The following is a 24,664-nucleotide window of genomic DNA, read 5'->3' as shown; positions in this document are numbered from 1 at the left end:
GTTCGCACATACCGGAGAGGCAATGGTCGGGCGGTGTGGCCGACGCTGTCGTCCTCGGTCCCTAGACTGGCACGCGTGACCCGTGCATCCACTTCCGCGACGTCCACCGCGGCCACCGACGACCGCCCGACCCTGCTGCTCCTCGACGGCCATTCCCTCGCGTTCCGCGCGTTCTACGCGCTGCCCGCCGAGAACTTCAAGACCCACAGCGGGCAGACCACGAACGCGGTCTACGGGTTCACCTCCATGCTCATCAACCTGCTGCGCGACGAGCAGCCCACCCACGTCGCGGCGGCATTCGACGTCAGCCGCAAGACCTTCCGCGCCGAACTGTTCGCCGCCTACAAGGCCCAGCGCAGCGCCGCACCCGACGACTTCAAGGGGCAGATCGACCTCACCAAGGACGTCCTCGGCGCGATGGGGATCCCGGTCATGGCGATCGAGGGCTACGAGGCCGACGACATCATCGCCACGCTCGCGACGCAGGCGCACGCCCAGGGATTCAGGGTGCTCGTGGTGACCGGCGACCGCGACGCGCTCCAACTCGTCAACGGCGACATCACGGTGCTGTATCCGCGGCGCGGTGTCTCCGACCTGACGCGCTTCACCCCCGAGGCGGTCGAGGAGAAGTACGGACTCACCCCCGAACAGTATCCGGACTTCGCGGCGCTGCGCGGCGACCCGAGCGACAACCTGCCCGGCATCCCCGGCGTCGGCGAGAAGACCGCGGCGAAATGGATCCGCGAGTACGGAAGTCTGAGCGGACTCGTCGACCGCGTCGACGAGGTGCGCGGCAAGACCGGCGACGCGCTGCGCGAGAACCTGTCCAACGTGTTGCTCAACCGCCAGCTCACCGAGATGGTGCGCGACGTGGCCGTGCCGTACACCCCCGAACAACTCGCCCTCGCACCGTGGGACCGCGACCGCATCCACCGCCTGTTCGACGACCTCGAGTTCAAGGTGCTGCGCGACCGGCTGTTCGAGACGCTCTCGTCGGCCGAACCCGAGGCCGAGGAGGGCTTCGAGGTGCGCGGCGGGATCGTCGAGCCGGGTGCCCTCGGCGACTGGCTCGCCGAACACGCCCCGTCGGGCCGACGCCACGGCCTCGCCGTGGTGGGCACCGGCACTCCTTACGGGGGCGACGCGACCGCGATCGCCGTCGCCGGGGCCGACGGTGAGGGCGCCTATGTGAGCACGGTGGCGCTCACGCCCGAGGACGAGAACGCCCTCGCCGCATGGCTCGCGAACCCCGCCGTGGAGAAGGCCGTACACGAGGCGAAGTTCGCCATCCACGCGCTGCGCGGACGCGGCTGGACGCTCGCCGGCATCACCAGCGACACCGCGCTCGCCGCCTATCTGGTGCGGCCCGGGCAGCGCTCGTTCAAGCTCGACGACCTGTCGCTGCGCTACCTCAAGCGTGAGCTGCGGGTGGAAGACACCGGCGCGCAACAACTCTCGCTGCTCGACGACGAGGACGCCGCCGACGCGCAGGCGGCCGAGGCGCAGATCCTCGCGGCGCGCGCCGTCGTCGACCTCGCCGCGGCCCTCGACACCGAACTCGGCGAGATCGAGTCGGTGCGTCTGCTCACCGAAATGGAACTGCCGCTGCTCGAGGTCCTCGCCGATCTCGAAGCCACCGGCATCGCCGTCGACTCGACGCACCTGCACGACCTGCAGTCCGAATTCGCGGCCCAGGTCGCCGCCGCCGCGAACGCCGCCTACGAGGTGATCGGCAAGCAGATCAACCTCGGTTCGCCGAAGCAGCTGCAGGTGGTGCTCTTCGACGAGCTCGAGATGCCGAAGACGAAGAAGACCAAGACCGGCTACACCACCGACGCCGACGCCCTGCAGAACCTGTTCGACAAGACGGGCCACCCCTTCCTCGAACACCTCCTCGCGCACCGCGAGCACACCAAGATGAAGACCACCGTCGACGGACTCATCAAGTCCATCGCCGACGACGGTCGCATCCACACCACCTTCAACCAGACCGTCGCGGCGACGGGCCGGCTCTCGTCGACCGAGCCGAATCTGCAGAACATCCCGGTGCGGACCGAGGCCGGTCGCCGGATCCGCGACGGTTTCGTGGTGGGCGACGGTTTCGACGTGCTGCTCACCGCCGACTACAGCCAGATCGAGATGCGCATCATGGCGCACCTGTCGGCCGACGAGGGGCTCATCGAGGCCTTCCGTACGGGCGAGGACCTGCACACCTTCGTGGCGTCGCGGGCGTTCGGGCTGCCGCTCGAGGAGGTCACCCCCGAGCTGCGTCGCCGCGTCAAGGCGATGTCCTACGGTCTCGCCTACGGATTGAGCGCCTACGGACTCGCCCAGCAGCTGAAGATCTCCACCGACGAGGCCCGCGAGCAGATGGAGGCCTACTTCACCCGCTTCGGCGGCGTGCGCGACTACCTCTACAACGTGGTCGAGGAGGCCCGCAAAGTCGGCTACACGTCCACCCTCTACGGCCGCCGCCGGTACCTGCCCGACCTCAACAGCGACAACCGGCAGCGCCGGGAGATCGCCGAGCGCGCTGCGCTCAACGCCCCCATCCAGGGCACGGCCGCCGACATCATCAAGGTCGCGATGATCGACGTGCAGAAGGCCCTGAACGAGGCCGGACTACGGTCGCGGATGCTGCTGCAGGTGCACGACGAACTCGTGCTCGAAGTGGTCGAGGCCGAGCGCGAACAGGTCGAGGCGCTCGTGCGCGACAAGATGGACTCCGTCATCGAACTGTCGGTGCCGCTCGAGGTCTCGGTCGGTTACGGCCGCAGCTGGGACGCCGCAGCGCACTGAGTCGCAGGCACACCGGCGGCAAGTACACGGAGCTGTACAGACGACGGCGCCCGCCCCCGGAACACCGGGGACGGGTGCCGTCGACGCGAGTGGGTCAGCCCTGCTCGGCGCGAGCCTCCGCGATCTGCTTGCGTACATCGTCCATGTCGAGGTTCTTGACCTGCGAGACGAGATCCTCGAGAGCGGCGGGCGGAAGAGCGCCGGCCTGGTTGTAGACGAGGATTCCTTCGCGGAACGCCATGATCGTGGGGATCGAGCGGATGTTCGCCGCCGCCGCGATGGCCTGCTCGGCCTCGGTGTCGACCTTCGCGTGCACGACGTCGGGGTGCTTGTCCGACGATGCTTCGAAGGTGGGGGCGAACTGCTTGCAGGGACCGCACCAGTCGGCCCAGAAGTCCACGAGCACGATGTCGTTGCTCGTGACGACCTCGTCGAAGTCCTGCTGGGTGAGAGCCTTGGTTGCCACGGAAATCCTTTCGGTCGGGCGTGTCGACGGGTCCAACATCCGGCCGCCGTTGTTTCTTCCCGTTCGTTCCCTCCGCCACGCGGCGTGACGGGGTTCCTTCCGCCACGCTACGTGACGCGCCCGCTCCGGGGGTGCCGTCGGGACGTGTCGATCGAGGGATACGTCACACGCCGGCCGGTTCGTGGTGTCCCACACCGGCGGGCCCGTGGTGTCCCACGCCGATCCGCTCGGGGCGTCCCACGCCGGCGGGTTCGACGGACCGCCGGAAGGTCCGTCGGTAGGCCTGCGGAGTGGTCTGCCGCAGGCGCAGGAAATGCTGGCGAAGCACCGCAGCGGTGCCGAAGCCGACGCGGTCGGCCACCACGTCGATCGGGAGGTCGGTCTCCTCGAGCAGGCGCTGCGCGGCCAGGACCCGCTGGTCGCGGAGCCAGCGCGCGGGCGTGACCCCGACCTCGGCGACGAAACGCCGCGCGAAGGTCCGCGCCGACATGTGCGCCTTCTGCGCCAGTGCGGCCACAGGGAGTTCCCGGTCGAGGTGCTCGCTCATCCAGTCGAGCAACGGTGCGAGCGACTCGTCCTTGCATTCGGGCAGCGGCATCGCGACGTACTGGGCCTGCCCACCGTCGCGGTGCGGTGGCACCACCATGCGCCGGGCGATCGTGTTGGCGACCTGGGCTCCCTGGGCGGAGCGGACGATGTGCAGGCACAGGTCGATGCCGGCCGCGGTGCCTGCGGCGGTGAGGACCGGATGGTCGTCGACGTAGAGCACGTCCCGGTCGACCTGCGCCGTCGGATACGTCCGGGCGAGACGGTCGGCGTGCATCCAGTGGGTCGTGCAGCGACGTCCGTCGAGCAACCCGGCCGCGCCGAGGATGAACGCCCCGGTGCACATGCTCGCCACCCGCGCGCCGCGGTCGACGGCGGCGCGCAACTTCGCGAACAACGGTTCGAGGCGCTCGTCGTCGAGCGCGATGCCCTCGCTGTTCACCGCCGGCAGCAGGATCAGGTCGGCGTCGTCGAGGAGATCGAGCGTGTACGGCACCTCGATGGTGTAGCCGAAGCGGGTGCGCACCGGATCGGAGGTCGCGGCGACGAGGTGGAAGTCGTAGGTGGGCAGGCCGTCGTCGGAGCGGTCGAACCCGAACACCTCGCACGCCACGCCGAGTTCGAAGGTCTCGACGTAGGGGAGGACGGGGACGACCACCTTCTCGAGCCGGCCGGCGGTTCCAGGTGTTCCGGACACGGCATCCAGTGTGACACCGCAGTGGCAGAAAATCGATGTTCTCCGACGGCTCTGCCACTGTCGGGTGGGTTTCCGGCACGGCAGGCTCGAAGCATGATCCTGCTGGTCCTCCTACTTCTGGCGGTCTTCCTCCTCCTCGACGTGCTGGCCCTCACCGGACGCACGCCCGACACCCATATGGAAGTGACGCAGTTCGGCGACTACCGCTTCTGAACCGCCCGCCGCCCCCTGCTCAGGTGAGCAGCCACTCCCGCTTGGCCTCGCCGTCCCATCGCCGCACACCCGCACTCGACCCGGTCAGCTGCCGCTCCGGCGTCTGCGCCGCCAGGACCGCCGCACCGACGCGCGCGGCCGGCACCCGCCGTGCGAGGGTGACGTGCGGCGTCCACTCACCGGGCCGGATGTGCGCGGGGATCCCGGGGCAGTCCGAAAGCACCTCGAACACCCGCGCCTGGAGTTCGAGCAGTTCGATCGACGGCACGACCGTCCGGGCGAGCGTCGCGTACCGGCCACCGAAGATCACCACGCCACCGAGCCGGAGGGTGAGCCGCCGGACCGTGATGGCGGCCTGCACCGCGTCCTCGAGTTCGTCCGGTACGGCATGGGCTACGAACAGCGTCACGTGCGGACGGTTGGATTCGGAACGGACCCGTCCCTGACTGTGCAGACCGGCGTCGAGCAGCCGCGTCCACTCGTCGCGCACCGCCGCGTCGAGCGGGGCGTCGAGGAGGAGTTCCACCGACTGGACCACGGTAGGCAATGATGACCGGGTGACCGACGACACCGCAACGCTTCAGAGCCACCGCATCGGACTTCTCGAGGGGGACGGCATCGGTCCCGAGATCGTGCCGGCGACCCGCAGGATCGTCGACACCGCCGTCGCGGCAGCCGGGGTCGCGGTCGAGTGGGTGCCGCTGCCGGTCGGCGCCTCCGCGATCGAGACGCACGGCAGCCCTCTGCCGCAGGTCACCCTCGACACCCTCACCGAACTCGACGCGTGGATCCTCGGCCCGCACGACAGCGCCTCGTACCCACCGGAGTTCCGGGGGCAGCTCACACCCGGCGGACGGATCCGCAAGCACTTCGACCTGTACGCGAACATCCGGCCCGCGTGCGCACTGCCGGGAGCGGCGTCGGTGTCACCGAAGATGGATCTCGTCGTCGTCCGGGAGAACACCGAGGGTTTCTACGCCGACCGGAACATGGCCGTCGGCAGCGGCGAGTTCATGCCCACCCCCGACATCGCACTCGCGGTCGGAGTGATCACCCGCGCGGCCTGTGAACGCATCGCGCACACCGCCTTCGACCTCGCGTCCCGTCGCCGCAAGCGCGTGACCATCGTGCACAAGGCCAACGTGCTCGCCCGCACGACCGGCCTGTTCCGGGACGTGTGCCAGGAAGTGGGTCGTCTCTACCCGAGCGTCACCGTCGACGACCAGCACGTCGACGCGATGGCCGCGCTGCTCGTCCGCCGCGGCGCCGAGTTCGACGTGATCGTGACGGAGAACATGTTCGGCGACATCCTGTCCGATCTCGCCGCCGAACTGTCCGGCTCGCTCGGCACCGCGGCGTCGATCAACGCGTCACGCACCAAGGCCATGGCTCAGGCCGCGCACGGCGCCGCACCGGACATCGCCGGGCAGGGCCGCGCCAACCCGATCGCGCTGATCCTCTCCGCCGCCATGCTTCTCGACCGTGTCGGTGCGCGCGCGGACATCGAGTTCTCCGCGGCCGCCCGCGCCATCGAGGACGCGGTACGCACGACCGTCGCGGCGGGTGTCGCGACCGCCGATCTCGGTGGCACCGCGTCGACGGACGAGTTCACCGCCGCCGTCATCGCCCGCCTCGAGGCCTGAGCTTCGGGTTTGCATTCGCACCCCTCCCGGGTTGGATACTGTTCGACTGTGAATCGAGCAGTGCACACCCGCCGCGCGACCTCGTGGGGGCGTCGTCGCGTCCGGACCCTGAGCAGGCTGGCGGCGGGAGCAGCGGTGCTCACCCTCGCGACCGGGTGCGTGGTGAACACCGAATCGACCGTCCCGCCCGGCGACCGCGTCACCGTCGACAAGGTCGACGCCATCGCGAGCCGGTTGCCGCCCGACATCGCCGACGGCGGCACCCTCGAGGTCGGAGTGAACGTCCCGTACGCCCCCAACGAGTTCAAGGACGACGACGGCACCATCGTCGGCTTCGGTGTCGAACTCGTCCAGGCCCTCGGAGACGTTCTCGGACTCGAGGCGGTGCTCAACGAAGCGGACTTCGACCGGATCATCCCGGCGGTCCAGGCGGGCACCTTCGAGATGGGTTCGTCGTCCTTCACCGACACGAAGGAACGCGAGGAATCGGTCGACTTCGTCACCTACTACAGCGCCGGGGTGCAGTGGGCGCAGCGCACCGGCGAATCCGTCGACCCCGACAACGCGTGCGGCCTGCGGGTGGCGGTGCAGACCACCACCATCGAGGACCTCGAGGAGGTCCCCGCCAAGAGCGAGGAGTGCGTCGCCCGCGGACTGCCGCCCATCGACAAGGTCAAGTACGACAGCCAGGACGAGGCCGCCAACGCCCTGATCCTCGGCCGGGTGGACGCACTGTCCGCCGACTCACCGGTCACGGCGTACGTCATCGCCCGCAGCGAGGGACGACTCGAACCGGCCGGTGAGGTCTTCGACGCCGCGCCCTACGGCTTCGTCGTCGCGAAGGGTTCGCCGTTCGGTCCCGTACTGCAGCAGGCGGTGCAGTACCTCATCGACTCCGGTGCATACGACGAGATCACCGCGCGCTGGGGCATGGAGGACGGCGCGATCACCACCTCGCAGATCAACGGCGCGACGAGCTGAGAAAGGGAACCATGAGCGAGTCCACGTCCGCGAGATCCGCGGAACCGCGACCGGACGAACCGGAGCCGATACGCGCAGTACCCCTGCGGCATCCCGGACGATGGATCTCCGGCGCGATCGTCCTGGTCGCACTCGGGCTGTTCGCCTGGGGAGCAGCCACCAACGAGGCGTACCGCTGGGACATCTACGCCCAGTACCTGTTCGACGCCCGCATCACTGCAGCCGCCTGGAAGACCGTCCAGCTGACGGTGCTCGCCATGGCCATCGCCGTCGTTCTCGGCGTGGTGCTCGCCGTGATGCGTCTGTCCCCGAATCCCGTGCTGCGCTCCGTCGCATGGCTGTACCTGTGGGTCTTCCGCGGTACCCCCGTGTACGTCCAGCTCGTGTTGTGGGGACTGTTCCCGTCGATCTACAAGCAGATCGACCTCGGGATCCCGTTCGTCCACCAGTTCGTCCACATCGACGTGCAGGGCCTGAACGCAGCGTTCCTGTTCGCCGTCATCGGTCTGGCACTCAACGAAGCGGCCTACATGGCGGAGGAAGCGGCCTACATGGCGGAGATCGTGCGCGCCGGCATCACCTCCGTGCCCGAGGGGCAGCTCGAGGCGTCGACCGCGCTCGGCATGTCGTGGTCGCAGACCATCCGCCGCACCGTCCTGCCGCAGGCGATGCGGGTGATCATCCCGCCCACCGGCAACGAGCTGATCAGCATGCTCAAGACCACCTCGCTGGTCGCCGCCGTGCCCTACAGCCTCGAGCTGTACGGCCGGGCCCGCGACATCTCGGGTGCGAACTTCCAGCCGATCCCGCTGCTGCTCGTCGCTGCGACCTGGTACCTGGCGATCACCAGCCTGCTCATGATCGGCCAGTACTACCTCGAACGGCACTACTCGAAGGGCCTGAGCCGGCAGCTCACCGCCCGCCAGCTGCAGGCACTCGCCGACGCACAGAACGCACCGGTCACCGAGGCCGGCAAGCCGACGCCGAAGCCCGGCGCACCGGGGGAGGAACGCATATGACGTCCGTCGACACGCCGATGGTGCGGGCCGACCGGGTCTGCAAGAGTTTCGGTGCCGTCAAGGTGCTCAAGGGCATCTCGCTCGAGGTCGGGCGCGGCCAGGTGACCTGTCTGATCGGCCCGTCCGGATCGGGCAAGTCGACCTTCCTGCGGTGCATCAATCACCTCGAACGCGTCGACGCCGGTCGCCTGTACGTCGACGGCGATCTCGTCGGCTACGCCGAGCGGGGTTCGAAGCTGTACGAACTGCACCCGCGGGCCGCCGCGAAGCAGCGCCGCGACATCGGCATGGTGTTCCAGCACTTCAACCTGTTCCCGCACCGCACCGTGCTCGAGAACGTCGTCGAGGCGCCGATCCTCGTGAAGAAGCTCAAGCGCGACGAGGCGGTCGACAAGGCCCGGGATCTGCTCGCGCGGGTGGGGCTGGCCGACAAGGTCGACGCCTATCCCGCGCAGCTGTCGGGCGGCCAGCAGCAGCGCGTCGCGATCGCCCGCGCACTCGCCATGGATCCCAAGCTCATGCTGTTCGACGAGCCCACCTCGGCCCTCGACCCCGAACTCGTCGGCGAGGTGCTCGCGGTGATGCGGGACCTCGCGGAGGGCGGCATGACGATGGTCGTCGTCACGCACGAGATGGGCTTCGCGCGGGAGGTCGCCGATCAGCTCGTGTTCATGGACGGCGGCGTGGTCGTCGAGGCCGGGGATCCCCGCGAGGTGCTGGCCGACCCGAAGGAGAGCCGGACCCGGGAGTTCCTGTCCCGCCTGTTGTGAATCGGGTTCAGGCGGGTTTGCGACTGCAGAAGATGGCGGTGCCCGGGAAGATCGAACCGCGCAGCGGGCTCCACTGCCCCCACTCGCGGTCGAGATGCTCGGGCCACTCGGGTTCGACGATGTCGTAGACCTCGAGGCCGGCGGCGACCAGTTCGCGCACCCGGTCGCCCACCGTGCGGTGGTGTTCGGCGTAGGTCGCCCGGCCCGTCGCGTCCACCTCCACGTAGGGCGTCCGGTCGAAGTACGGGAACATCGCGACCAGGCCTTGTTCGCCCGGGTCGTCGGGGAAGATCCACCGCATCGGGTGGTTCACGGAGAACACCCACCGTCCGCCGGGCCGCAGCACCCGCGCGACCTCGCGCATCACCCGGGCGGAATCGGCGACGAAGGGCACCGCGCCGAACGCCGAGCACACGATGTCGAAGCTTGCGTCGGCGAAGGGCAGGTTCTCGGCGCCGGCCTGCACGAGCGGAACCGTCGGGCCGGAGGCGGCCATCGCCGCGCGTCCGCGCTGCAGCATCCCCATGGAGATGTCCAGACCGACCGCGCGGGCGCCCTGTCCGGCGAGCCAGCGGGCGCACGGCGCCGAACCGCATCCGAGTTCGAGGACGTCGCGGCCGGCGACCGGGCCGAGCAACTGCACATCGCCCTCGTGCAGCCCTTCCGGGCACCACACGAACTCGCCGGCGGCCGAATCCACGCCGAGGAACTCGCCGTGCGTGCGGTGGTAGTCGTCGGTGTCGGCGTCCCACCACACCCGGTTCGCGCGTTCGCTCTCGAGAGAGCCGAGGCGGGTCCGGGTGGGGCGGGTCTCGCCGAGGATCGTCTCGGCGTCCGCGTGGCGCGCGGCCTCCTCGTCGGTTCCCTCCGGGGCGCCCGAAAGGTCTGGAAAAGGGGTGTTCGCGGAGCCCGACATGTGTGTGAGCCTATCGGGTGCGGGGGAGCGGTCCCGATATCGGTTTGCCCGGGTCCCCTCGAGACGCGTAGCCTGGTGATCGCGAGTGTCCGCAGTTCGGCTCCAGGGCCGAGCGAGGAACTCGCCGTGACTCGCACATCGCCGTATCGCAGTGGGTGTTTCACGTGCCCGACCGAATTTGACCAACCGACTATCAACCCGTCCGGAGCAACTCAACACATGGCCTCCACCACCGTCACCTCGCCGCAGGTAGCCGTCAACGACATCGGCTCCGCCGAGGATTTCCTCGCCGCCATCGACGCCACGATCAAGTACTTCAACGATGGCGACATCGTCGAGGGCACCATCGTCAAGGTCGATCGCGACGAGGTGCTGCTCGACATCGGTTACAAGACCGAAGGCGTCATCCCGTCCCGCGAGCTCTCCATCAAGCACGATGTCGACCCCAACGAGGTCGTGTCGGTGGGCGATGAGGTCGAGGCTCTTGTTCTCACCAAGGAGGACAAGGAAGGCCGTCTGATCCTGTCCAAGAAGCGTGCTCAGTACGAGCGCGCCTGGGGCACGATCGAGGAGCTCAAGGAGAAGGACGAGGCCGTCAAGGGCACCGTCATCGAGGTCGTCAAGGGCGGCCTGATCCTCGACATCGGCCTGCGTGGCTTCCTGCCCGCGTCGCTCGTCGAGATGCGTCGCGTCCGCGACCTCCAGCCGTACGTCGGCAAGGAGATCGAGGCCAAGATCATCGAGCTCGACAAGAACCGCAACAACGTGGTCCTGTCGCGCCGCGCATGGCTCGAGCAGACCCAGTCCGAGGTCCGCAGCGAGTTCCTGCACCAGCTCCAGAAGGGCCAGGTCCGCAAGGGCGTCGTGTCCTCCATCGTCAACTTCGGCGCCTTCGTCGATCTCGGCGGTGTCGACGGCCTCGTGCACGTCTCCGAGCTGTCCTGGAAGCACATCGACCACCCGTCCGAGGTCGTCGAGGTCGGCACCGAGGTCACCGTCGAGGTTCTCGACGTCGATCTCGACCGCGAGCGCGTCTCCCTGTCGCTCAAGGCGACGCAGGAAGATCCGTGGCGTCAGTTCGCCCGCACCCACGCGATCGGTCAGATCGTGCCGGGCAAGGTCACCAAGCTCGTTCCGTTCGGCGCGTTCGTCCGCGTCGAGGAGGGCATCGAGGGCCTCGTCCACATCTCCGAGCTGGCCGAGCGCCACGTCGAGGTCCCGGACCAGGTCGTTGCCGTCGGCGACGACGCGATGGTCAAGGTCATCGACATCGACCTCGAGCGTCGTCGTATCTCGCTGTCGCTGAAGCAGGCGAACGAGGACTACACCGCCGAGTTCGATCCGTCGAAGTACGGCATGGCCGACAGCTACGACGAGCAGGGCAACTACATCTTCCCCGAGGGCTTCGATCCCGAGACCAACGAATGGCTCGAGGGCTACGAGAAGCAGCGTGAGGAGTGGGAGTCCCGCTACGCGGAGGCCGAGCGTCGCCACAAGATGCACACCGCTCAGATCGAGAAGATGGCTGCCGACGAGGCTGCCGAGGCTGCGGCCGGCGTGTCCGGTGGCAACTACTCGTCCGAGTCGGGTGCCGAGGCGACTCCGGAGACCGGCGGCGGATCGCTCGCGAGCGACGCCCAGCTCGCCGCTCTGCGCGAGAAGCTGTCGGGCAACGCCTGACACAGGGTTCCACGGACGGCCCCGCACCATTTCGGTGCGGGGCCGTCCGCGTTCTACAGGGGCTCGTTGCTCCGGCGCAACGGCTCCCGGGACCACGCCCGGGACCACGACGAGACCGGCCCCCTCCGCAACGGAGGGGGCCGGTCTTCGTATGTCGTCGGTGGCAGGTGCTCAGCTCACGGCGAGTTCACCCCACGGCGGGAGTGGCCCACTGCGCGGGCAGGGCCGTCGCCCGCTTGCGCATCGCGGCGTGGCTGTGGCGCGCGTTCGTCAGCAGCGCGGTGAACCAGTTCCGCCGGTGCTCGGCGAGGGCGGCAGCGACCTCGGGGATGAGGATGCAGTGAACACCGTTTTCCATGCCGAGGCGATGCCGACCTGTGGTTGAGGTGGAGGATCGCATGGCCTGCCTTCTCGAATGCTCCGGACGAGCCGGGACGGACGCTTCGCAACGACGATATCGGACACGACGTCGAATTCTCCGCATTTGCCCCAGGTAGGAGGGGGTGTGTCCGGTCCCGAGCGGCCTGCAACTGCCCCGTGACCCTGTCGTGATCGGTGTGTGATCCCCGGTCGTCCCGACGGGGAGATGTCGGTGACTGCCGAGCGGTCCAAGAAGTACACCCGGTTCGTCCCAAGCGACGCGATGCACCGTGTCCGAGGTCCACACACCTCGATACGGAAGGACGTTCCATGACCACACCGATCCCTGCGAGAAGCACCGCGACGAAGCGGATCACGCTGCTGGTGGTATGTGTGACGACGGCGATGCTCATGCTCGACATCGCCGTCGTCAACACCGCACTGCCGTCGATCGCCGTCGACCTCGACGCGGGCGTGAGTCCACTGCAGTGGGTGATCGACGCCTACACCCTCGCCCTGGCCACAGTCGTCCTCGGTGCCGGGTCGTGGGCCGATCGCCGCGGCCGCCGCCAAGTGTTCGTCGCCGGCCTCGTCTGGTTCACGGTCGCCTCGCTGCTGTGCGCCCTCGCCCCGACGATCTGGTTCCTCGATCTCGCCCGGGCCGTGCAGGGCATCGGTGGGGCGGTCCTGTTCGCCTGCTCGCTCGCCCTCCTCGCCGACGTCTTCGACCGGGGGCCGGCACGGGCGTCGGCCCTGGCCGCCTACGGCGCGACCATCGGCGGCGCCTTCGCGGTCGGCCCGCTCGTCGGAGGTCTGCTCACCGAACTGCTCGACTGGCGCGCGATCTTCTTCGTCAACGTGCCGATCGGCCTCGTGACCCTGCTCCTGTCCCTGCGCTGGGTGCCCGAATCGCGGGATCCCCGCCCGCGCGGCGCCGATGTGCCGGGGCAGTTCCTGGCCGCGGTGGGACTGGCGGCGCTCGTGTTCGCCGTGCTGCGCGGCCACGAGATCGGGTGGTCCGATGCCCAGCCGGTGCTCGCGTTCGTCGTCGCTGCCGGTGCCCTCGTCGCCTTCGTCGTGCACGAGATGCGCACCGCCGAACCGATGTTGCCGCCACATCTGCTCGCCAACCGGGCCTTCGCCGGAGCGCAGGTCGCGGCCTTCGCCATCTCGGCGTCGTTGTTCGCGGTGTTCGTCTACACCACCCTGTACCTGCAGAACGTCCTGCTGTTGTCGCCGGTGCAGGCGGGGTTGGTGTACCTGCCCGCGACCGTCGCCATGTTCGTCGTCGCCGGTACGACGGCGAAACTCGATCGTGTCGTCCCCGCGTGGGTCTCGTTGTCGTGCTCGCTGGCGCTCGTCGCCGTCGGGTTGCTCATGATGACGGTCGCCGAGGCGGACAGCTCGAAGTACGTCCTGCTGCCGGGACTCGTGGTGGCCTGCGCGGCCGCGGGTGTCTTCAACCCGGTGATGAGCGGGATCGTCCTCGGGGAGAGCACCGCGGATCATTCCGGTCTCGCGGCCGGTATCAACGACGCGTTCCGTCAGACCGGCATCGCCGTCGGCGTCGCGGTGCTCGGGGTGTTCCTGCCCGCCGAGTCGCTGCTGCCCGGCGGGTCACCGCAGGACTTCGTGGCCGGCCTGCAGGGGGCGCTCGTGGCGGCGGCGGTCGTCGCGGCCCTCGGAGCGGTGGTGTGTGTGGCCTGCCTGCGCACCCGGCGGCAGACCGTACCTGCGTTCGGGGACACCGAGGGCGACACGGTCGAATTCCCGGCCGTGACGGGATGAGAAGTCGCCGCGCACCCGGCGAAAACTGTCCTTACACTGCAACGATCGCATAGTTCGGCCGGGGTCGAGGGGGGCTCACCACATGATGTACCGACTGCTCGGACCGCTGGAGGTGGTTCGGGTCGCGTCGACGAGTGACCCGGCGGGGCCCTCGTCGGAGTCGCAGGTCGATCTGGGTCCGCGCAAGCAGCGAGCGGTCTTCGCCGTCCTGCTGCTCAACCGGGGGCGGGTGGTCTCCACCGACCGGCTGATCGACGCCCTGTGGCAGGACGACGCGCCCGCCAGCGCGATGGCGAGCATCCAGGCGTACATCTCCAATCTGCGCAGGGTGCTGAGAGGGGAGAGCGGTGCGGCCTCCCCGATCGTGCGCCAACCTCCCGGCTACGTCCTCGACATCCCGGCCGAGTCGGTCGACCTGGCCCGCTTCCTCGACGACGCCGAGGCCGCCCGTCGGCACGCCGAGAACGGGGAATGGGAGCTCGCACTCGACACCGCCGACCGTGCCCTCGACTCGGTGCGGGGGCATCTCCTCGAGGACCTGCGCGACGAACACTGGGTGGAGGTCGCGGCGGCATCCTTCGACGAGGTACGTACCGAATGCCGTGAGACCCGGATCACCGCGCTGCTCGCCCTCGGTCGCCTCGCTCCCGCCCTCGTCGACGCCACCGAACTGTGCAGCGAGTTCCCGTTCCGCGACCGCACCTGCTGGCTGCGCATGCTCGCCCTGCACCGAGCGGGGCGTTCGTCGGAAGCACTCGAACAGTTCCGCGTCCACGAGACGAGACTGGACGCCGAGCTGGGGCTGCGGCCCGGCACCGAACTCACCGACCTGCAGGGCGCGATCCTCCGGCACGAACCGGGACTCGCGGCGTGGCCCCGCACCCCGGGATGGACGGGCGCGGAGGAGGTTCCGGCACCGGCCGCGCCCGCCGTCCCCGCGCCCACCCCGGCGCCGGGCCCCGGACGCATCTTCGTCGGGCGCACCTCCGAGACCGGAACCCTCGACCGCATGCTCGACGAGGTCCGCTCCGGCGCGACCCGGTGGGTCGTCCTCACCGGACCCGCCGGCATCGGCAAGACCCGCCTCGCCGAGGAATGCGACGCCAGGACCGCCGCGATCGGCGGGACCACCGTGTGGGCGCGGTGTCTCGAGGACGACGGAGCGCCCGCCTGGTGGCCGATCCGGCGCATCCTGCGCGAACTCGGCGCCGATGCCGACACCACCCTGATCCCGCCCACCGGAGTGGAATCCGACGAAGCGCGCTTCGCGGTCTACGAGCGGATTCTGGGCGTCGTCGAAACGGCCGCGGCGCAGACTCCCGTGCTCACGATCGTGCTCGACGACATCCAATGGGCCGACCCGACCTCCCTACGTTGCCTGCTGTATCTCGTGGGAGCCCTGCACAAGCGGGGCGTCTGGTTCGTGTGCACACTCCGCGACTCGGAGACGACCCCCACCGTCCAGCGCTTCGTGGACGCCGTGCTGCACGGTGAAGGCAACCGGCACATCGACGTCCCGGCGCTCGCCGAATCCGAGGTCGCCGCCCTGGCGGGACATGTGAGCGGCGCACCGCTCGACGCCGACGAGGCCCGCCTGCTCGCCGAACGGACCGGCGGTAACCCGCTGTTCGTGTCCGAATACGCACGTCTTCCCCGGGACGAACGCCTCGACGGGGGCATCCCCATGGCGGTCCGCTCGGTCCTCGCGCGGCGGCTCGCCGCGGTGGAACCCGCCGTCCTGCAGGTGCTCCGAGTGGCCGCGGTCGTCGGCGACACCATCGAGATGGACATCCTCGCCGGTGCGACCCGCCTCGATCCCGACACCCTCGCCGACTACCTCGACGACGCCGCCGACGAACGCATCATCGTCGCCGATCCCGGATTGCGGGGGTACGCCTTTGCCCACGGACTGCTCCGCGACGAGGTCCTCGCGGCGATTCCCGCCATCCGCCGCCAACGCATGCACGCACGCGTCGCGGAGGTCCTGGCGGACTCCTCCGACCCGGATCGTGCCGGCAGACGAGCCCGGCACCTCATGGCGGCACTACCGCTCGTCGACCCTCGCATCGTGTTCGACGCCTGCGTCACCGCCGCCCGCGAGGCCACCGAGAGGTGGAACTCGGAGGAGGCGGCACGCTGGTGGGACGATGCCGTCCGGGCCTTCGACCTGCTGCCCGCCGCGGAACGATCCCCGGGCGACCGCGACGATCTGCTCGTCGCGCGCGTCGAGGCACTCGCCCGGGCGGGTCGCGGCCAGACCGTACTCGATGTCGTCGACGCCGGTCTGCTCGACGCGGTCCGCGACGGCCGCACGTCGACGGCCGGGCGCCTGGCTGCAGCGCTGCTGCGCGCGGCCGGCGCGTGGCCGTGGGTGTCCTACGGTAAGGATCCGGGACCGGTCCTCGACCGCCTCGCCGCACTCGAACCGTTCGTCGCGACCGACCGCGCGGCGCATGCCCGGGTGCTCGCGGCGCTCGCCGTGGGCAGTTGCTATCACCCCGATTCGTCCGTCCCCGACGGGATGAGCCGCACCGCGCTGGAGATCGCACGCGAACTCGCCGACCCGGACGTCGTCGCCGACGCGTTGCTGGGCCGCATCCTCCTCTACTCGGGGGTCGCGACACACAGTCACGAATCCGCCCGTCTCACCGACGAACTTCTCGCGCTTCCGCACCAGCAGGCGCGGTTCGACGAGGTGATCGCCCACGCCGTCGCGAGCATGACGCAGATGAACCTCGGGGACGTCGACGCCGCCACGTTCCACGTCCGCCGGGGCATCGCCGGCTGCGACCTGCTGCGTCTGCCTGTGCTGCGCGTACAGCTGCGATGGATGGAGGCGACCCTCGCGGCGTGGCACGGCGACTTCGCCGAGACCCGGCGCCACTACGACACCGCCACACAGTTCCACCTGCAGACCGAGCTGTACACGGCGGGCAGTTCCGATCTCGCCACCAATACCCTCGAGTGGGAGTACGGCACCCTCGCCGACGCGGATCCCGGCACCGTCGAACCGGACTCCTGGAGCATCGCCATCGCCGGCGCCCGCCGGGACACCGCGGCGGTGATCCGCGACATCGAACAGTGGGTAGCCAAGGGAGCACCCTTCACCTGGACGACGCTCGGTCACCGCACACTCATCGCGCGCGTCGTCGCCGACCTCGCCCTCGTCGACTACGCCGAGATGTTCCTCGAGCTCCTCGATCCGTTCACCGATCGCATCGCGACGGTGGGACAGGTCGGGGTGATCGGCTCGGTGGCGGAGGTCTGCGCGCGCCTGCACGCACTGCTCGGACGCACCGACGACGCCGCAGTGCTGCTGGACCGGGCCGAGGACCTCGCGACCCGCACATCGAGCCCACCGACACTGCTGCGGTGCCGTCTGCTGCGCGCCCAACTGCGCCCGGTCTCGCCCGAACGCAGCCGGGACATCGTCGCGATCGCCGACGAAGCCACCCGCACCGGCATGCTCGGCCTCGCCGCCCACGCCCGCTCGATCCCCACCTGACCGGTTCTTGGCGGACACTTGGACGACGCCCCCACGTCGCCGCAAGAAGCCGCCAAGCCGGTCCCGGCACTCTTTCGTCGCACCTCATCCCGTGCGACGAAAGGAAGTGCACATGAACCTCCGGACGCCCACCGTCGGCACCGACCCACTCGACGCCCTCCGCACCGCGGTCACCGGATCGATCTCCCTGCCGGGCGAACCCGGCTACAACGCCGCGACCCCGTGGAACGTGGCGGTCCCGGTCCGTCCCCGCGCGGTGATCGCGGTCGAGAACGCCCTCGACGTCAGCGCCACCGTCCGGTTCGCGGGCGAACACGGCCTGAAGGTGGCCGTACAGCGCACCGGGCACGGCGCCGTGCCCCTCGGCGACGATGTGCTGCTCGTGCACACCGGCCGCCTCACCGAATGCCTGATCGACCCCGACACCCGCACCGCCCGTCTCGGAGCCGGCCTGGTGTGGCAGCAGGTCGTCGACGCGGCCGCACCCCACGGTCTGGCCCCGCTCGCGGGATCGTCACCCCACGTCGGCGTCGCCGGTTTCCTGACCGGCGGGGGAATCGGACCGCTGGTCCGCACCTACGGACTGTCCTCCGACCACGTGCGCGCCTTCGATCTCGTCACCGGTGACGGAGACCTGCTCCGGGTGACTCCCGAGCAGCACGCCGAACTGTTCTGGGGCCTGCGCGGTGGCAAGGCGACCCTCGGCATCGTCACCGCGGTGGAGATCGACCTCATGCCCCTGCCGCACTTCTACGGTGGGGCGCTGTATTTCGACGGCGCCGACGCGGCCACGGTGGCGCACGCCTGGCTCGACCTGTGCGCCGACCTGCCCGAGCACAGTTCGACCTCGCTGGCCTTCCTGCAACTGCCGCCGCTGCCGGGAGTCCCGGAACCGCTGGCCGGCCGCGCGACCGTGGCCGTCCGCTTCGCGAGCGTCGCCGGCGAAGCCGAGTCCGAGGCGATCCTCGGTGCGCTGCGCACGGTCGCGGCGCCGATCCTCGACGGCATCGCCACCCTGCCGTACGCGGCACTGGGAGCGGTGCACGCCGACCCGGTCGACCCGATGCCGACCCACGAACACAGTGCGCTGACCCGCGAACTGACGCACGACGCGATCGACGCGTTGCTCTCGGTGGCGGGACCGGGCTCGCACTCGCCGCAGACCATCGTCGAGGTACGGCTCCTCGGCGGAGCCCTGGCACGCGAACCGCGGCATCGCAGCGCCTTCTGCCACCGCGACGCCGCTTTCACCCTCTTCGTCATCGGTGTGCTCGCGCCACCCTCGGCAGACGCCGTCGTCGCACACACCCACGTGATCGACCGGGCGCTGGCGCCGTGGACCACGGGCACCTCGCTGCCCAACTTCACGGCCACCTCGGATCCGGACCGCATCGCGCGCACCTACGACGACGACACCGCGCACTGGCTCGGCGCCCTCGCCGACGAGCACGACACCCACGGCGTGCTGCGCGTCGGGCAGGTCGTTCGCCGGCCCCGATGAGACCGACACCTCCCGCCCCGAGCCCCTCCACTCCCACAAGGCAGGCAATGCGAACTTCTCGATCGATCACCGCACTCGCCCTCTCCACCTGCGCCGTTCTCGCCCTGACGGGTTGCGGCGACGGATCCGTCCCGACCGCCGAGGGCGCAGAGACCGCGGGACACCATCACGGTGTCACCACCCTCTACGGACCGGAAAGCGAACTGGGGGAGGGCATCTCCCGCACCTACGTCGTCGTCGATCACGAGGGTAGGCCGCGTGAGGTCGGTATCCGGATGTCCGAGTCCGTGCTCACCGGCCTTCCCGACGGCCCGGACGCCGAGATGACGATGCTCATGCTGGATCTTCCCGCCGGCGCCCCGGACACCGGTTTCGACCACGTGATGCTGGACTGGAACCCGAACGGGCACGATCCGGAGATCCTCTACGGCGCGCCCCATTTCGACATGCACTTCTACACGACGGACGCCGACCGCGAGGTGGACCCGGGCGCGCCCGATTTCGCGGAGCGCGCGGCGCGGCTCCCCGACCCCGAATACGTTCCGGAGGGGTACATCCCACCGCCCGGTCCGCCGGTCGAGAACACTGTGCCGTTCATGGGCATGCACTGGACGGACGCTGCCGACGGCGTGATCTCCGGATCCTTCGAGTTCACCGAGGTGCTGCTCAACGGGTCGTGGGACGGGGAGTTCATCTTCATCGAGCCGATGATGACGCGGGAGTGGCTGGCGGCGAAGCCGTCCCTGCGGGAGGTCGTGAAACAACCGTCGTCGTACCAACGGACCGGCTACTACCCGACGGTGTACACCGTCGACTTCGACGAACAGGCGGGCGAATATGTCGTGGCGTTGTCGGGGCTGACGATGCGCGAGGCGTCGTAGGGACCGCGAAGGTGCCCCGGCGACGCGGTGATGCGAGACTGGGCAGCGTGCTGCGAATGGGGTTGACCGGAGGAATCGGCGCGGGCAAGTCGACCGTCGCCAAGGAGCTCGTCGAACTCGGGGCGGTGATCGTCGACTCCGATGTCGTCGCCCGGGAGATCGTCGCTCCCGGCTCCGAGGGACTCGCCGAGCTCGTCGACGCCTTCGGCGAGGACATCCTGCAGTCCGACGGCACCCTCGACCGCCCTGCCCTCGCGGCGAAGGCGTTCGCCAGCGACGATGCCCGCGCGGTTCTCAACGCCATCACCCATCCCCGGGTCGGGCGCCGTACCGCCGAGCTGGTCGCCGCTGCGCCCGACGACGCGGTGGTCGTGCAGGACATCCCGTTGCTCGTCGAGGGCGGGATGGCGCCGGCCTTCCACCTCGTCGCCGTCGTGCACGCCGACGAGACGGAGCGGATCCGGCGTCTCGTCGAACTGCGCGGCATGCCCGAGGCGGACGCCCGCGCGCGGATCGCGGCGCAGGCGACGGAGGAACAACGGCGCGAGGTCGCCGATGTGTGGCTCGACAACACCGGTGATCAGCAGGTGCTGGTCGAGCAGGTCCGGACGCTGTGGAACGACCGTCTGGTGCCGTTCGAGAAGAATCTGCGCACCGGCACGGTGGTCGAGGCGGATCCGGTGCTCGTGCCCGCGCGCGAGGAGTGGCATCGGCAGGCGCAGCGGCTCATCGCCCGGCTGGCCCTTGCAGCCGGGGGAGCGGCCGAGCGCATCGACCACATCGGTTCCACCGCGGTGGCCGGTCTGGCCGCCGTCGACGTCATCGACCTGCAGATCACCGTCGGTGACCTTGCGGCAGCCGACGCGCTCGCACCCGCGTTGGCCGCTGCGGGCTTCCCGCGCATCGACGATGTGGTGACCGACGAACCGAAGCCGTCCTACGGCGCCGGGGGAGAGACCGACCCGGCGGTGTGGGAGATGCGGCTGCACGGCAGCGCCGATCCCGGCCGTCCGTCGCGGGTGGCGGTCAGGGTGGACGGCTGGCCCGCCCAGCAGTTCGCGTTGCTGCTGCGTGACTGGTTGTCTGCGGTCGACACCGCGAAGCGCGAGTACGCCGACCTCAAGGCCGATGCTGCAGCCGAAGCGGCGCAGAAGTCGGATCCTGCCGAGGCGGCCGCCGCCTACGCGGCGCTCAAGGCCCCGTGGTTCGACCGGGCGCATCATCGCGCGTGGGAGTGGGCCCAGAGCACCGGCTGGTCGGCCTAGGGAGTCCGGACCCCAGGCGGGGACCCGCCCGGGAATCTTCCGGATGCCCCGTCCGTTAGAGTAGTTGACAGTTCAACTACTTGACGGAGGTTCGACCGTGCAGTTCGGCATCTTCACCATCGGCGACGTCACGCGCGACCCCACGACGGGTCGGGTCCCCACCGAACACGAGCGCATCGTCGCGATGACGAAGATCGCGCTGAAGGCCGAGGAGGTGGGCCTGGACGTCTTCGCGTCCGGCGAGCACCACAATCCACCCTTCGTCCCGTCCTCGCCGACGACGATGCTCGGCTGGATCGCCGCGAGGACCGAGAAGCTCATCCTCTCGACCGCGACCACTCTCATCACCACCAACGACCCGGTGAAGATCGCCGAGGATTTCGCGATGCTGCAGCACCTTTCCGGCGGCCGCGTCGACCTCATGATGGGGCGCGGGAACACCGGACCGGTCTACCCGTGGTTCGGCAAGGACATCCGGCAGGGCATCCCGCTGGCGATCGAGAACTACCACCTGCTGCGACGGCTCTGGCGCGAACGCGTCGTCGACTGGGAGGGCAAGTTCCGCACACCGCTGCACGGCTACACCTCCACCCCGTGGCCGCTCGACGACACCCCGCCCTTCGTCTGGCACGGCTCCATCCGTTCGCCGGAGATCGCCGAGCAGGCCGCCTTCTACGGCGACGGCTTCTTCCACAACAACATCTTCTGGAACAAGGAACACATCCAGCAGATGATCGCCCTCTACCGGCAGCGGTTCGAGCAGTACGGTCACGGCGCCGCAGACCAGGCTGTCGTCGGACTCGGCGGCCAGGTGTTCATGGCGGAGACCGAGGCCGAGGCGAAGCGGATCTTCCGTCCCTACTTCGACAACGCGCCCGTCTACGGTCACGGCCCGTCGCTCGAGGACTTCTCGACGATGACACCGCTGACCGTCGGCACACCCGAGCAGGTCGTCGAACGCACGCTCGGCTTCGCCGACTACGCCGGCGACTATCAACGTCAGCTGTTCCTCATGGATCACGCGGGTCTGCCGCTCGACGTCGTGCTCGAGCAGATCGAGATCCTCGGCCGGGAGGTCGTGCCGGTGCTGCGTACGGAATTCGAACGTCGCCGCCCCGCCCACGTGCCGTCCGACCCGCCCACGCACACCACCCTCGCCGCGCAGGGGGCCGACTCGGCGCACCGCCAGGTGATCCCGGCCCGCGTCGACCTCGTGCCCGAGGAGGCGGACGCCCGATGACCCGCCGCATCGTCGTCGTCAGCGGTGGCCTGTCCGAGCCGTCCACCACCCGTCTGCTCGCCGACCGCATCGCCGAGGCCGCTCGCGTCGCGGTCGGTGCGCGAGGCGACCACGCGGAGATCGAGGTGATCGAACTGCGCAGCCTCGCGACGGATCTCGCCACCACCTTCACCGCCGGTGTCCCCACCGCGGCGGTCGCGCGGGCCCGCGAACAACTCGCGACCGCCGACGGGCTGATCGCGGTGAGCCCGGTCTTCGCCGCCGGCTACTCGGGCCTGTTCAAGATGTTCTTCGACGCGCTCGACCCGGACACGCTCACCGGTGTGCCCACGGTGATCGCCGCGACCGCGGGCAGCGCCCGGCACTCGCTGGTCCTCGACCACGCGATGCGGCCGCTGCTGAGCTATCTGCGCGCGCTCGTCGTGCCCACCGGCGTCTTCGCGGCCACCGACGACTTCGGCGCGGGCGAGGCCGCCACGGCACTGCGGGGGCGGATGGACCGGGCGGCGGACGAACTCGCCGAGCAGATCACCCGCAGCACGGGCTCACCACACGGGGTCTCGGAAGTCTCGCCCCCCGGACGGCCGCGCGCGTCGGGCAACGCGGTCCGCACGGACGGACCGTCCTTCCGGGAACTGCTCGGTGCTCACCTGGGATGAGCCCCCACGTCGCGGGCCGGTCGGCAGTCGGCGGGGAGGTAGGCACTGAGCAGGTCCGCGGCGAGAGCGCGCAGCTCGGCCGCCGGGCCGTTCACCCGATACAGTCCGCCGACCGCGAGTGCCCCCACGATCGAGATGTGCAGTCGATCGGCCAGCCGGTCGCTGTGGGGCCCGCCGAGCTCACCGGTCAGGGCACGCAGCCTGCGGCGGAGCTCTTCCTCGTGGTCGAGGCAGCGATTCCTGATGTGCTGCGACTCGTCGCCGTCGAATTCCGCTGCCGTGTTGACGAATGCGCAGCCGCGGTAATCGGTCCGCATCGCGAGGTCCTGGATCCAGGCCAGCTGGGCGTCGAGCTGCTCACGTGGGTCCGGGTGTTGCGCGGCGGTGCTGTCCCATTTCGCCCAGAAGTCGTCGTCGCGCCGCTGGAGCACGGCGAGGACGAGGTCGTCCTTGCTCGGGAACCAGCGGTACAGGCTCGCCTTGGCCACTCCGGCGCGGCGAACGACCTCGTCGACCCCCACTGCGCGAACACCGTTGGCGTAGAAGAGCTCTGCTGCGATGTCGACCAGTTTCTCACGCAGGGCCTCCCCGCGTACCTGCTTGGTCGCCTCGCTCACGTCGTCCCTCCCGGTCGCCCACCACTATCGCCGCCTTGCCGAAGCCGAGACGGTTCGTCACCCAGGCCTGGGCCTCGACCGCACGATACAGATCGAACCGCGCGCCGACGACGACCCGGATGCGTCCCGCATCGACGAGACCGGCGATCGCCGTGAGTGCTACGGGATCCGGTTCGACGAGGCACGCGACCGCCCGGATTCCGCGTGCCTCGGCCGCCGCCCGGTACCGCGGGATCGACCACGCGGTCGCGAGCGCGACGGTCCCACCCGGTGCGACCAGATCGAAGAGCGAGACACCGAAATCGCCCCCGACCAGGTCGAGTGCTGCATCCACCGTCCCGATGGCGGCGACAGCAGGACGGTCGGTGTAGTCCACGCACGACCGGGCGCCCAGTTCGTACAGGGCGGCGTGGTCGTGGGGACGCGCGAGTGCGACGACCGTCGCGCCGCGTGCGACCGCGATCTGCACGGCGAGATGTCCGACCCCACCCGAAGCGCCGCTGATCAGGACATGGCACCCACTGCCCACTCCGGCCGCGTCGAGCATCTGCCACGCGGTCAGCGCCGCCATCGGAAGGCACGCTGCCTCGACGAACGGGACCGACGCGGGCAGCGGCACCAGTTGGTAGGCGGGCACGGCCGTGTACTGCGCGTACGTTCCGGCGGGGTAGGGGAACCGGGCCAGACCGAATACCCGATCCCCCACCTCGAACCGCGTGACGCCGTACCCGATGGCGTCGACGACGCCGGCGACATCCCATCCGGGCACGAAGGGGAGTCGCATCGACTGTTCGTAGCCGGCATTGCGCCCGGTGTACATGTCGATCGGGTTGACGCTCGTCACCTCGACGGCGATACGGATTTCTCCGGCAGCGGGTTCGGGCCGCGGAACATCGACGATCCCGAGGGGAGACCCCCACTGTTCGTGGCGGGCGGCCGGCATGGTGCCGGTACCGGGTCTGCGTGCGCCGACGATCATGATTCGCCTCCGTGGTGGGATCCAATATCGAGACAGATCTGTCTCGTTCATCCCCGACGGACGGAGGGTGTGTCAACAGGGATTGCTGCGATGCGGCTCGGCGACTTGCCGTTCCCGAGGGGCACACCTATAGTTCCTT

20 protein-coding genes are annotated in these 24,664 nt (G+C 69.6%); 13 read left to right on the top strand and 7 right to left on the bottom strand.

Annotation, left to right across the window (positions count from 1 at the left end; translation table 11 throughout):
* Nucleotides 1-75: 75 nt before the first annotated feature.
* A complete protein-coding gene (gene polA / locus LPH33_RS14125) occupies nt 76-2,799 on the top strand; it encodes a DNA polymerase I (protein ID WP_229564976.1) in 2,724 nt (907 codons plus the stop codon).
* Between the two features lie 94 nt (nt 2,800-2,893).
* Here the strand turns inward: polA and trxA are convergent, their stop codons facing one another.
* The 3 genes from trxA to LPH33_RS14110 all read right to left on the bottom strand — a co-directional run bounded on the left by trxA (nt 2,894) and on the right by LPH33_RS14110 (nt 5,259).
* On the bottom strand, nt 2,894-3,265 hold the full coding sequence (trxA, locus tag LPH33_RS14120) for a thioredoxin (RefSeq protein ID WP_016691445.1): 372 nt from the start codon (nt 3,263-3,265) through the stop codon (nt 2,894-2,896).
* A 163-nt stretch (nt 3,266-3,428) separates the two neighbouring features.
* Nucleotides 3,429-4,508 carry a GlxA family transcriptional regulator gene (locus LPH33_RS14115; RefSeq protein ID WP_229564975.1) on the bottom strand — a complete coding sequence of 360 codons (1,080 nt, stop codon included), beginning with the start codon at nt 4,506-4,508 and terminating at the stop codon, nt 3,429-3,431.
* 232 nt (nt 4,509-4,740) lie between these two features.
* Nucleotides 4,741-5,259, bottom strand: coding sequence for a 2'-5' RNA ligase family protein (locus LPH33_RS14110; protein WP_145691081.1), 519 nt, complete (start codon nt 5,257-5,259; stop codon nt 4,741-4,743).
* Between the two features lie 19 nt (nt 5,260-5,278).
* Between LPH33_RS14110 and LPH33_RS14105 the strand changes: the two genes are divergently transcribed.
* From LPH33_RS14105 to LPH33_RS14090, 4 genes are all read left to right on the top strand, one after another.
* Nucleotides 5,279-6,364 carry an isocitrate/isopropylmalate dehydrogenase family protein gene (locus LPH33_RS14105; protein ID WP_160876881.1) on the top strand — a complete coding sequence of 362 codons (1,086 nt, stop codon included), beginning with the start codon at nt 5,279-5,281 and terminating at the stop codon, nt 6,362-6,364.
* Between the two features lie 108 nt (nt 6,365-6,472).
* Nucleotides 6,473-7,345: an ABC transporter substrate-binding protein gene (locus tag LPH33_RS14100; RefSeq protein ID WP_229568343.1), complete on the top strand. Its 873-nt coding sequence runs from the start codon at nt 6,473-6,475 to the stop codon at nt 7,343-7,345.
* 11 nt (nt 7,346-7,356) lie between these two features.
* A complete protein-coding gene (locus LPH33_RS14095) occupies nt 7,357-8,364 on the top strand; it encodes an amino acid ABC transporter permease (protein WP_229564974.1) in 1,008 nt (335 codons plus the stop codon).
* A complete protein-coding gene (locus LPH33_RS14090) occupies nt 8,361-9,134 on the top strand; it encodes an amino acid ABC transporter ATP-binding protein (RefSeq protein ID WP_160876885.1) in 774 nt (257 codons plus the stop codon). Before LPH33_RS14095 ends, LPH33_RS14090 begins: the two co-directional genes overlap by 4 nt.
* A gap of 7 nt (nt 9,135-9,141) precedes the next feature.
* On the opposite strand, the gene LPH33_RS14085 is transcribed toward LPH33_RS14090, so the two are convergent.
* A complete protein-coding gene (locus LPH33_RS14085) occupies nt 9,142-10,050 on the bottom strand; it encodes a class I SAM-dependent methyltransferase (RefSeq protein ID WP_202400262.1) in 909 nt (302 codons plus the stop codon).
* A gap of 219 nt (nt 10,051-10,269) precedes the next feature.
* On the opposite strand from LPH33_RS14085, the gene rpsA reads away from it, so the two are divergent.
* Nucleotides 10,270-11,730, top strand: coding sequence for a 30S ribosomal protein S1 (gene rpsA / locus LPH33_RS14080; protein WP_229564973.1), 1,461 nt, complete (start codon nt 10,270-10,272; stop codon nt 11,728-11,730).
* 187 nt (nt 11,731-11,917) lie between these two features.
* On the opposite strand, the gene LPH33_RS14075 is transcribed toward rpsA, so the two are convergent.
* On the bottom strand, nt 11,918-12,130 hold the full coding sequence (locus tag LPH33_RS14075) for a hypothetical protein (protein ID WP_016934979.1): 213 nt from the start codon (nt 12,128-12,130) through the stop codon (nt 11,918-11,920).
* 290 nt (nt 12,131-12,420) lie between these two features.
* On the opposite strand from LPH33_RS14075, the gene LPH33_RS14070 reads away from it, so the two are divergent.
* From LPH33_RS14070 to LPH33_RS14040, 7 genes are all read left to right on the top strand, one after another.
* Nucleotides 12,421-13,878, top strand: coding sequence for an MFS transporter (locus LPH33_RS14070; protein ID WP_145691078.1), 1,458 nt, complete (start codon nt 12,421-12,423; stop codon nt 13,876-13,878).
* 82 nt (nt 13,879-13,960) lie between these two features.
* On the top strand, nt 13,961-17,383 hold the full coding sequence (locus LPH33_RS14065) for a BTAD domain-containing putative transcriptional regulator (protein WP_088899276.1): 3,423 nt from the start codon (nt 13,961-13,963) through the stop codon (nt 17,381-17,383).
* A 112-nt stretch (nt 17,384-17,495) separates the two neighbouring features.
* Nucleotides 17,496-18,884, top strand: coding sequence for an FAD-binding oxidoreductase (locus LPH33_RS14060; protein ID WP_229564972.1), 1,389 nt, complete (start codon nt 17,496-17,498; stop codon nt 18,882-18,884).
* 47 nt (nt 18,885-18,931) lie between these two features.
* Entirely contained in the window at nt 18,932-19,765 is an 834-nt protein-coding gene (locus LPH33_RS14055; protein ID WP_229564971.1) for a DUF5602 domain-containing protein, read from the top strand.
* A 47-nt stretch (nt 19,766-19,812) separates the two neighbouring features.
* Nucleotides 19,813-21,030: a dephospho-CoA kinase gene (gene coaE / locus LPH33_RS14050; protein ID WP_186455092.1), complete on the top strand. Its 1,218-nt coding sequence runs from the start codon at nt 19,813-19,815 to the stop codon at nt 21,028-21,030.
* Between the two features lie 97 nt (nt 21,031-21,127).
* Complete coding sequence (locus tag LPH33_RS14045; protein ID WP_060652933.1) at nt 21,128-22,270, top strand: LLM class flavin-dependent oxidoreductase; 1,143 nt, start codon at nt 21,128-21,130, stop codon at nt 22,268-22,270.
* Entirely contained in the window at nt 22,267-22,929 is a 663-nt protein-coding gene (locus LPH33_RS14040) for an FMN reductase (RefSeq protein WP_088899274.1), read from the top strand. The genes LPH33_RS14045 and LPH33_RS14040 overlap by 4 nt, the downstream gene beginning before the upstream one ends.
* On the opposite strand, the gene LPH33_RS14035 is transcribed toward LPH33_RS14040, so the two are convergent.
* Both LPH33_RS14035 and LPH33_RS14030 read right to left on the bottom strand, forming a co-directional pair.
* Nucleotides 22,917-23,546, bottom strand: a complete 630-nt coding sequence (locus tag LPH33_RS14035) for a TetR/AcrR family transcriptional regulator (protein ID WP_229564970.1) — start codon at nt 23,544-23,546, stop codon at nt 22,917-22,919. The two genes, LPH33_RS14040 and LPH33_RS14035, sit on opposite strands and share 13 nt — an antisense overlap.
* The gene (locus tag LPH33_RS14030; RefSeq protein WP_229564969.1) at nt 23,503-24,525 is read right to left on the bottom strand and encodes an NADP-dependent oxidoreductase; all 1,023 of its coding nucleotides are present in this window, start codon (nt 24,523-24,525) and stop codon (nt 23,503-23,505) included. The genes LPH33_RS14035 and LPH33_RS14030 overlap by 44 nt, the downstream gene beginning before the upstream one ends.
* Nucleotides 24,526-24,664 lie beyond the last annotated feature (139 nt).

Source organism: Rhodococcus sp. RDE2, assembly GCF_020885655.1.
Lineage (GTDB): Bacteria > Actinomycetota > Actinomycetes > Mycobacteriales > Mycobacteriaceae > Rhodococcus > Rhodococcus pyridinivorans.
This window is presented reverse-complemented; position numbering and strand designations above follow the sequence as displayed.

Excerpts from the sequence above, each read along its gene's own strand:
- LPH33_RS14085 (WP_202400262.1), bottom strand. The coding sequence starts at position 10,050 with ATGTCGGGCTCCGCGAACACCCCTTTTCCAGACCTTTCGGGCGCCCCG.
- LPH33_RS14040 (WP_088899274.1), top strand. The coding sequence starts at position 22,267 with ATGACCCGCCGCATCGTCGTCGTCAGCGGTGGCCTGTCCGAGCCGTCC.
- LPH33_RS14065 (WP_088899276.1), top strand. The coding sequence starts at position 13,961 with ATGATGTACCGACTGCTCGGACCGCTGGAGGTGGTTCGGGTCGCGTCG.
- rpsA (WP_229564973.1), top strand. The coding sequence starts at position 10,270 with ATGGCCTCCACCACCGTCACCTCGCCGCAGGTAGCCGTCAACGACATC.
- LPH33_RS14030 (WP_229564969.1), bottom strand. The coding sequence starts at position 24,525 with ATGATCGTCGGCGCACGCAGACCCGGTACCGGCACCATGCCGGCCGCC.
- LPH33_RS14070 (WP_145691078.1), top strand. The coding sequence starts at position 12,421 with ATGACCACACCGATCCCTGCGAGAAGCACCGCGACGAAGCGGATCACG.
- LPH33_RS14055 (WP_229564971.1), top strand. The coding sequence starts at position 18,932 with ATGCGAACTTCTCGATCGATCACCGCACTCGCCCTCTCCACCTGCGCC.
- LPH33_RS14095 (WP_229564974.1), top strand. The coding sequence starts at position 7,357 with ATGAGCGAGTCCACGTCCGCGAGATCCGCGGAACCGCGACCGGACGAA.
- LPH33_RS14075 (WP_016934979.1), bottom strand. The coding sequence starts at position 12,130 with ATGCGATCCTCCACCTCAACCACAGGTCGGCATCGCCTCGGCATGGAA.
- LPH33_RS14060 (WP_229564972.1), top strand. The coding sequence starts at position 17,496 with ATGAACCTCCGGACGCCCACCGTCGGCACCGACCCACTCGACGCCCTC.
- LPH33_RS14090 (WP_160876885.1), top strand. The coding sequence starts at position 8,361 with ATGACGTCCGTCGACACGCCGATGGTGCGGGCCGACCGGGTCTGCAAG.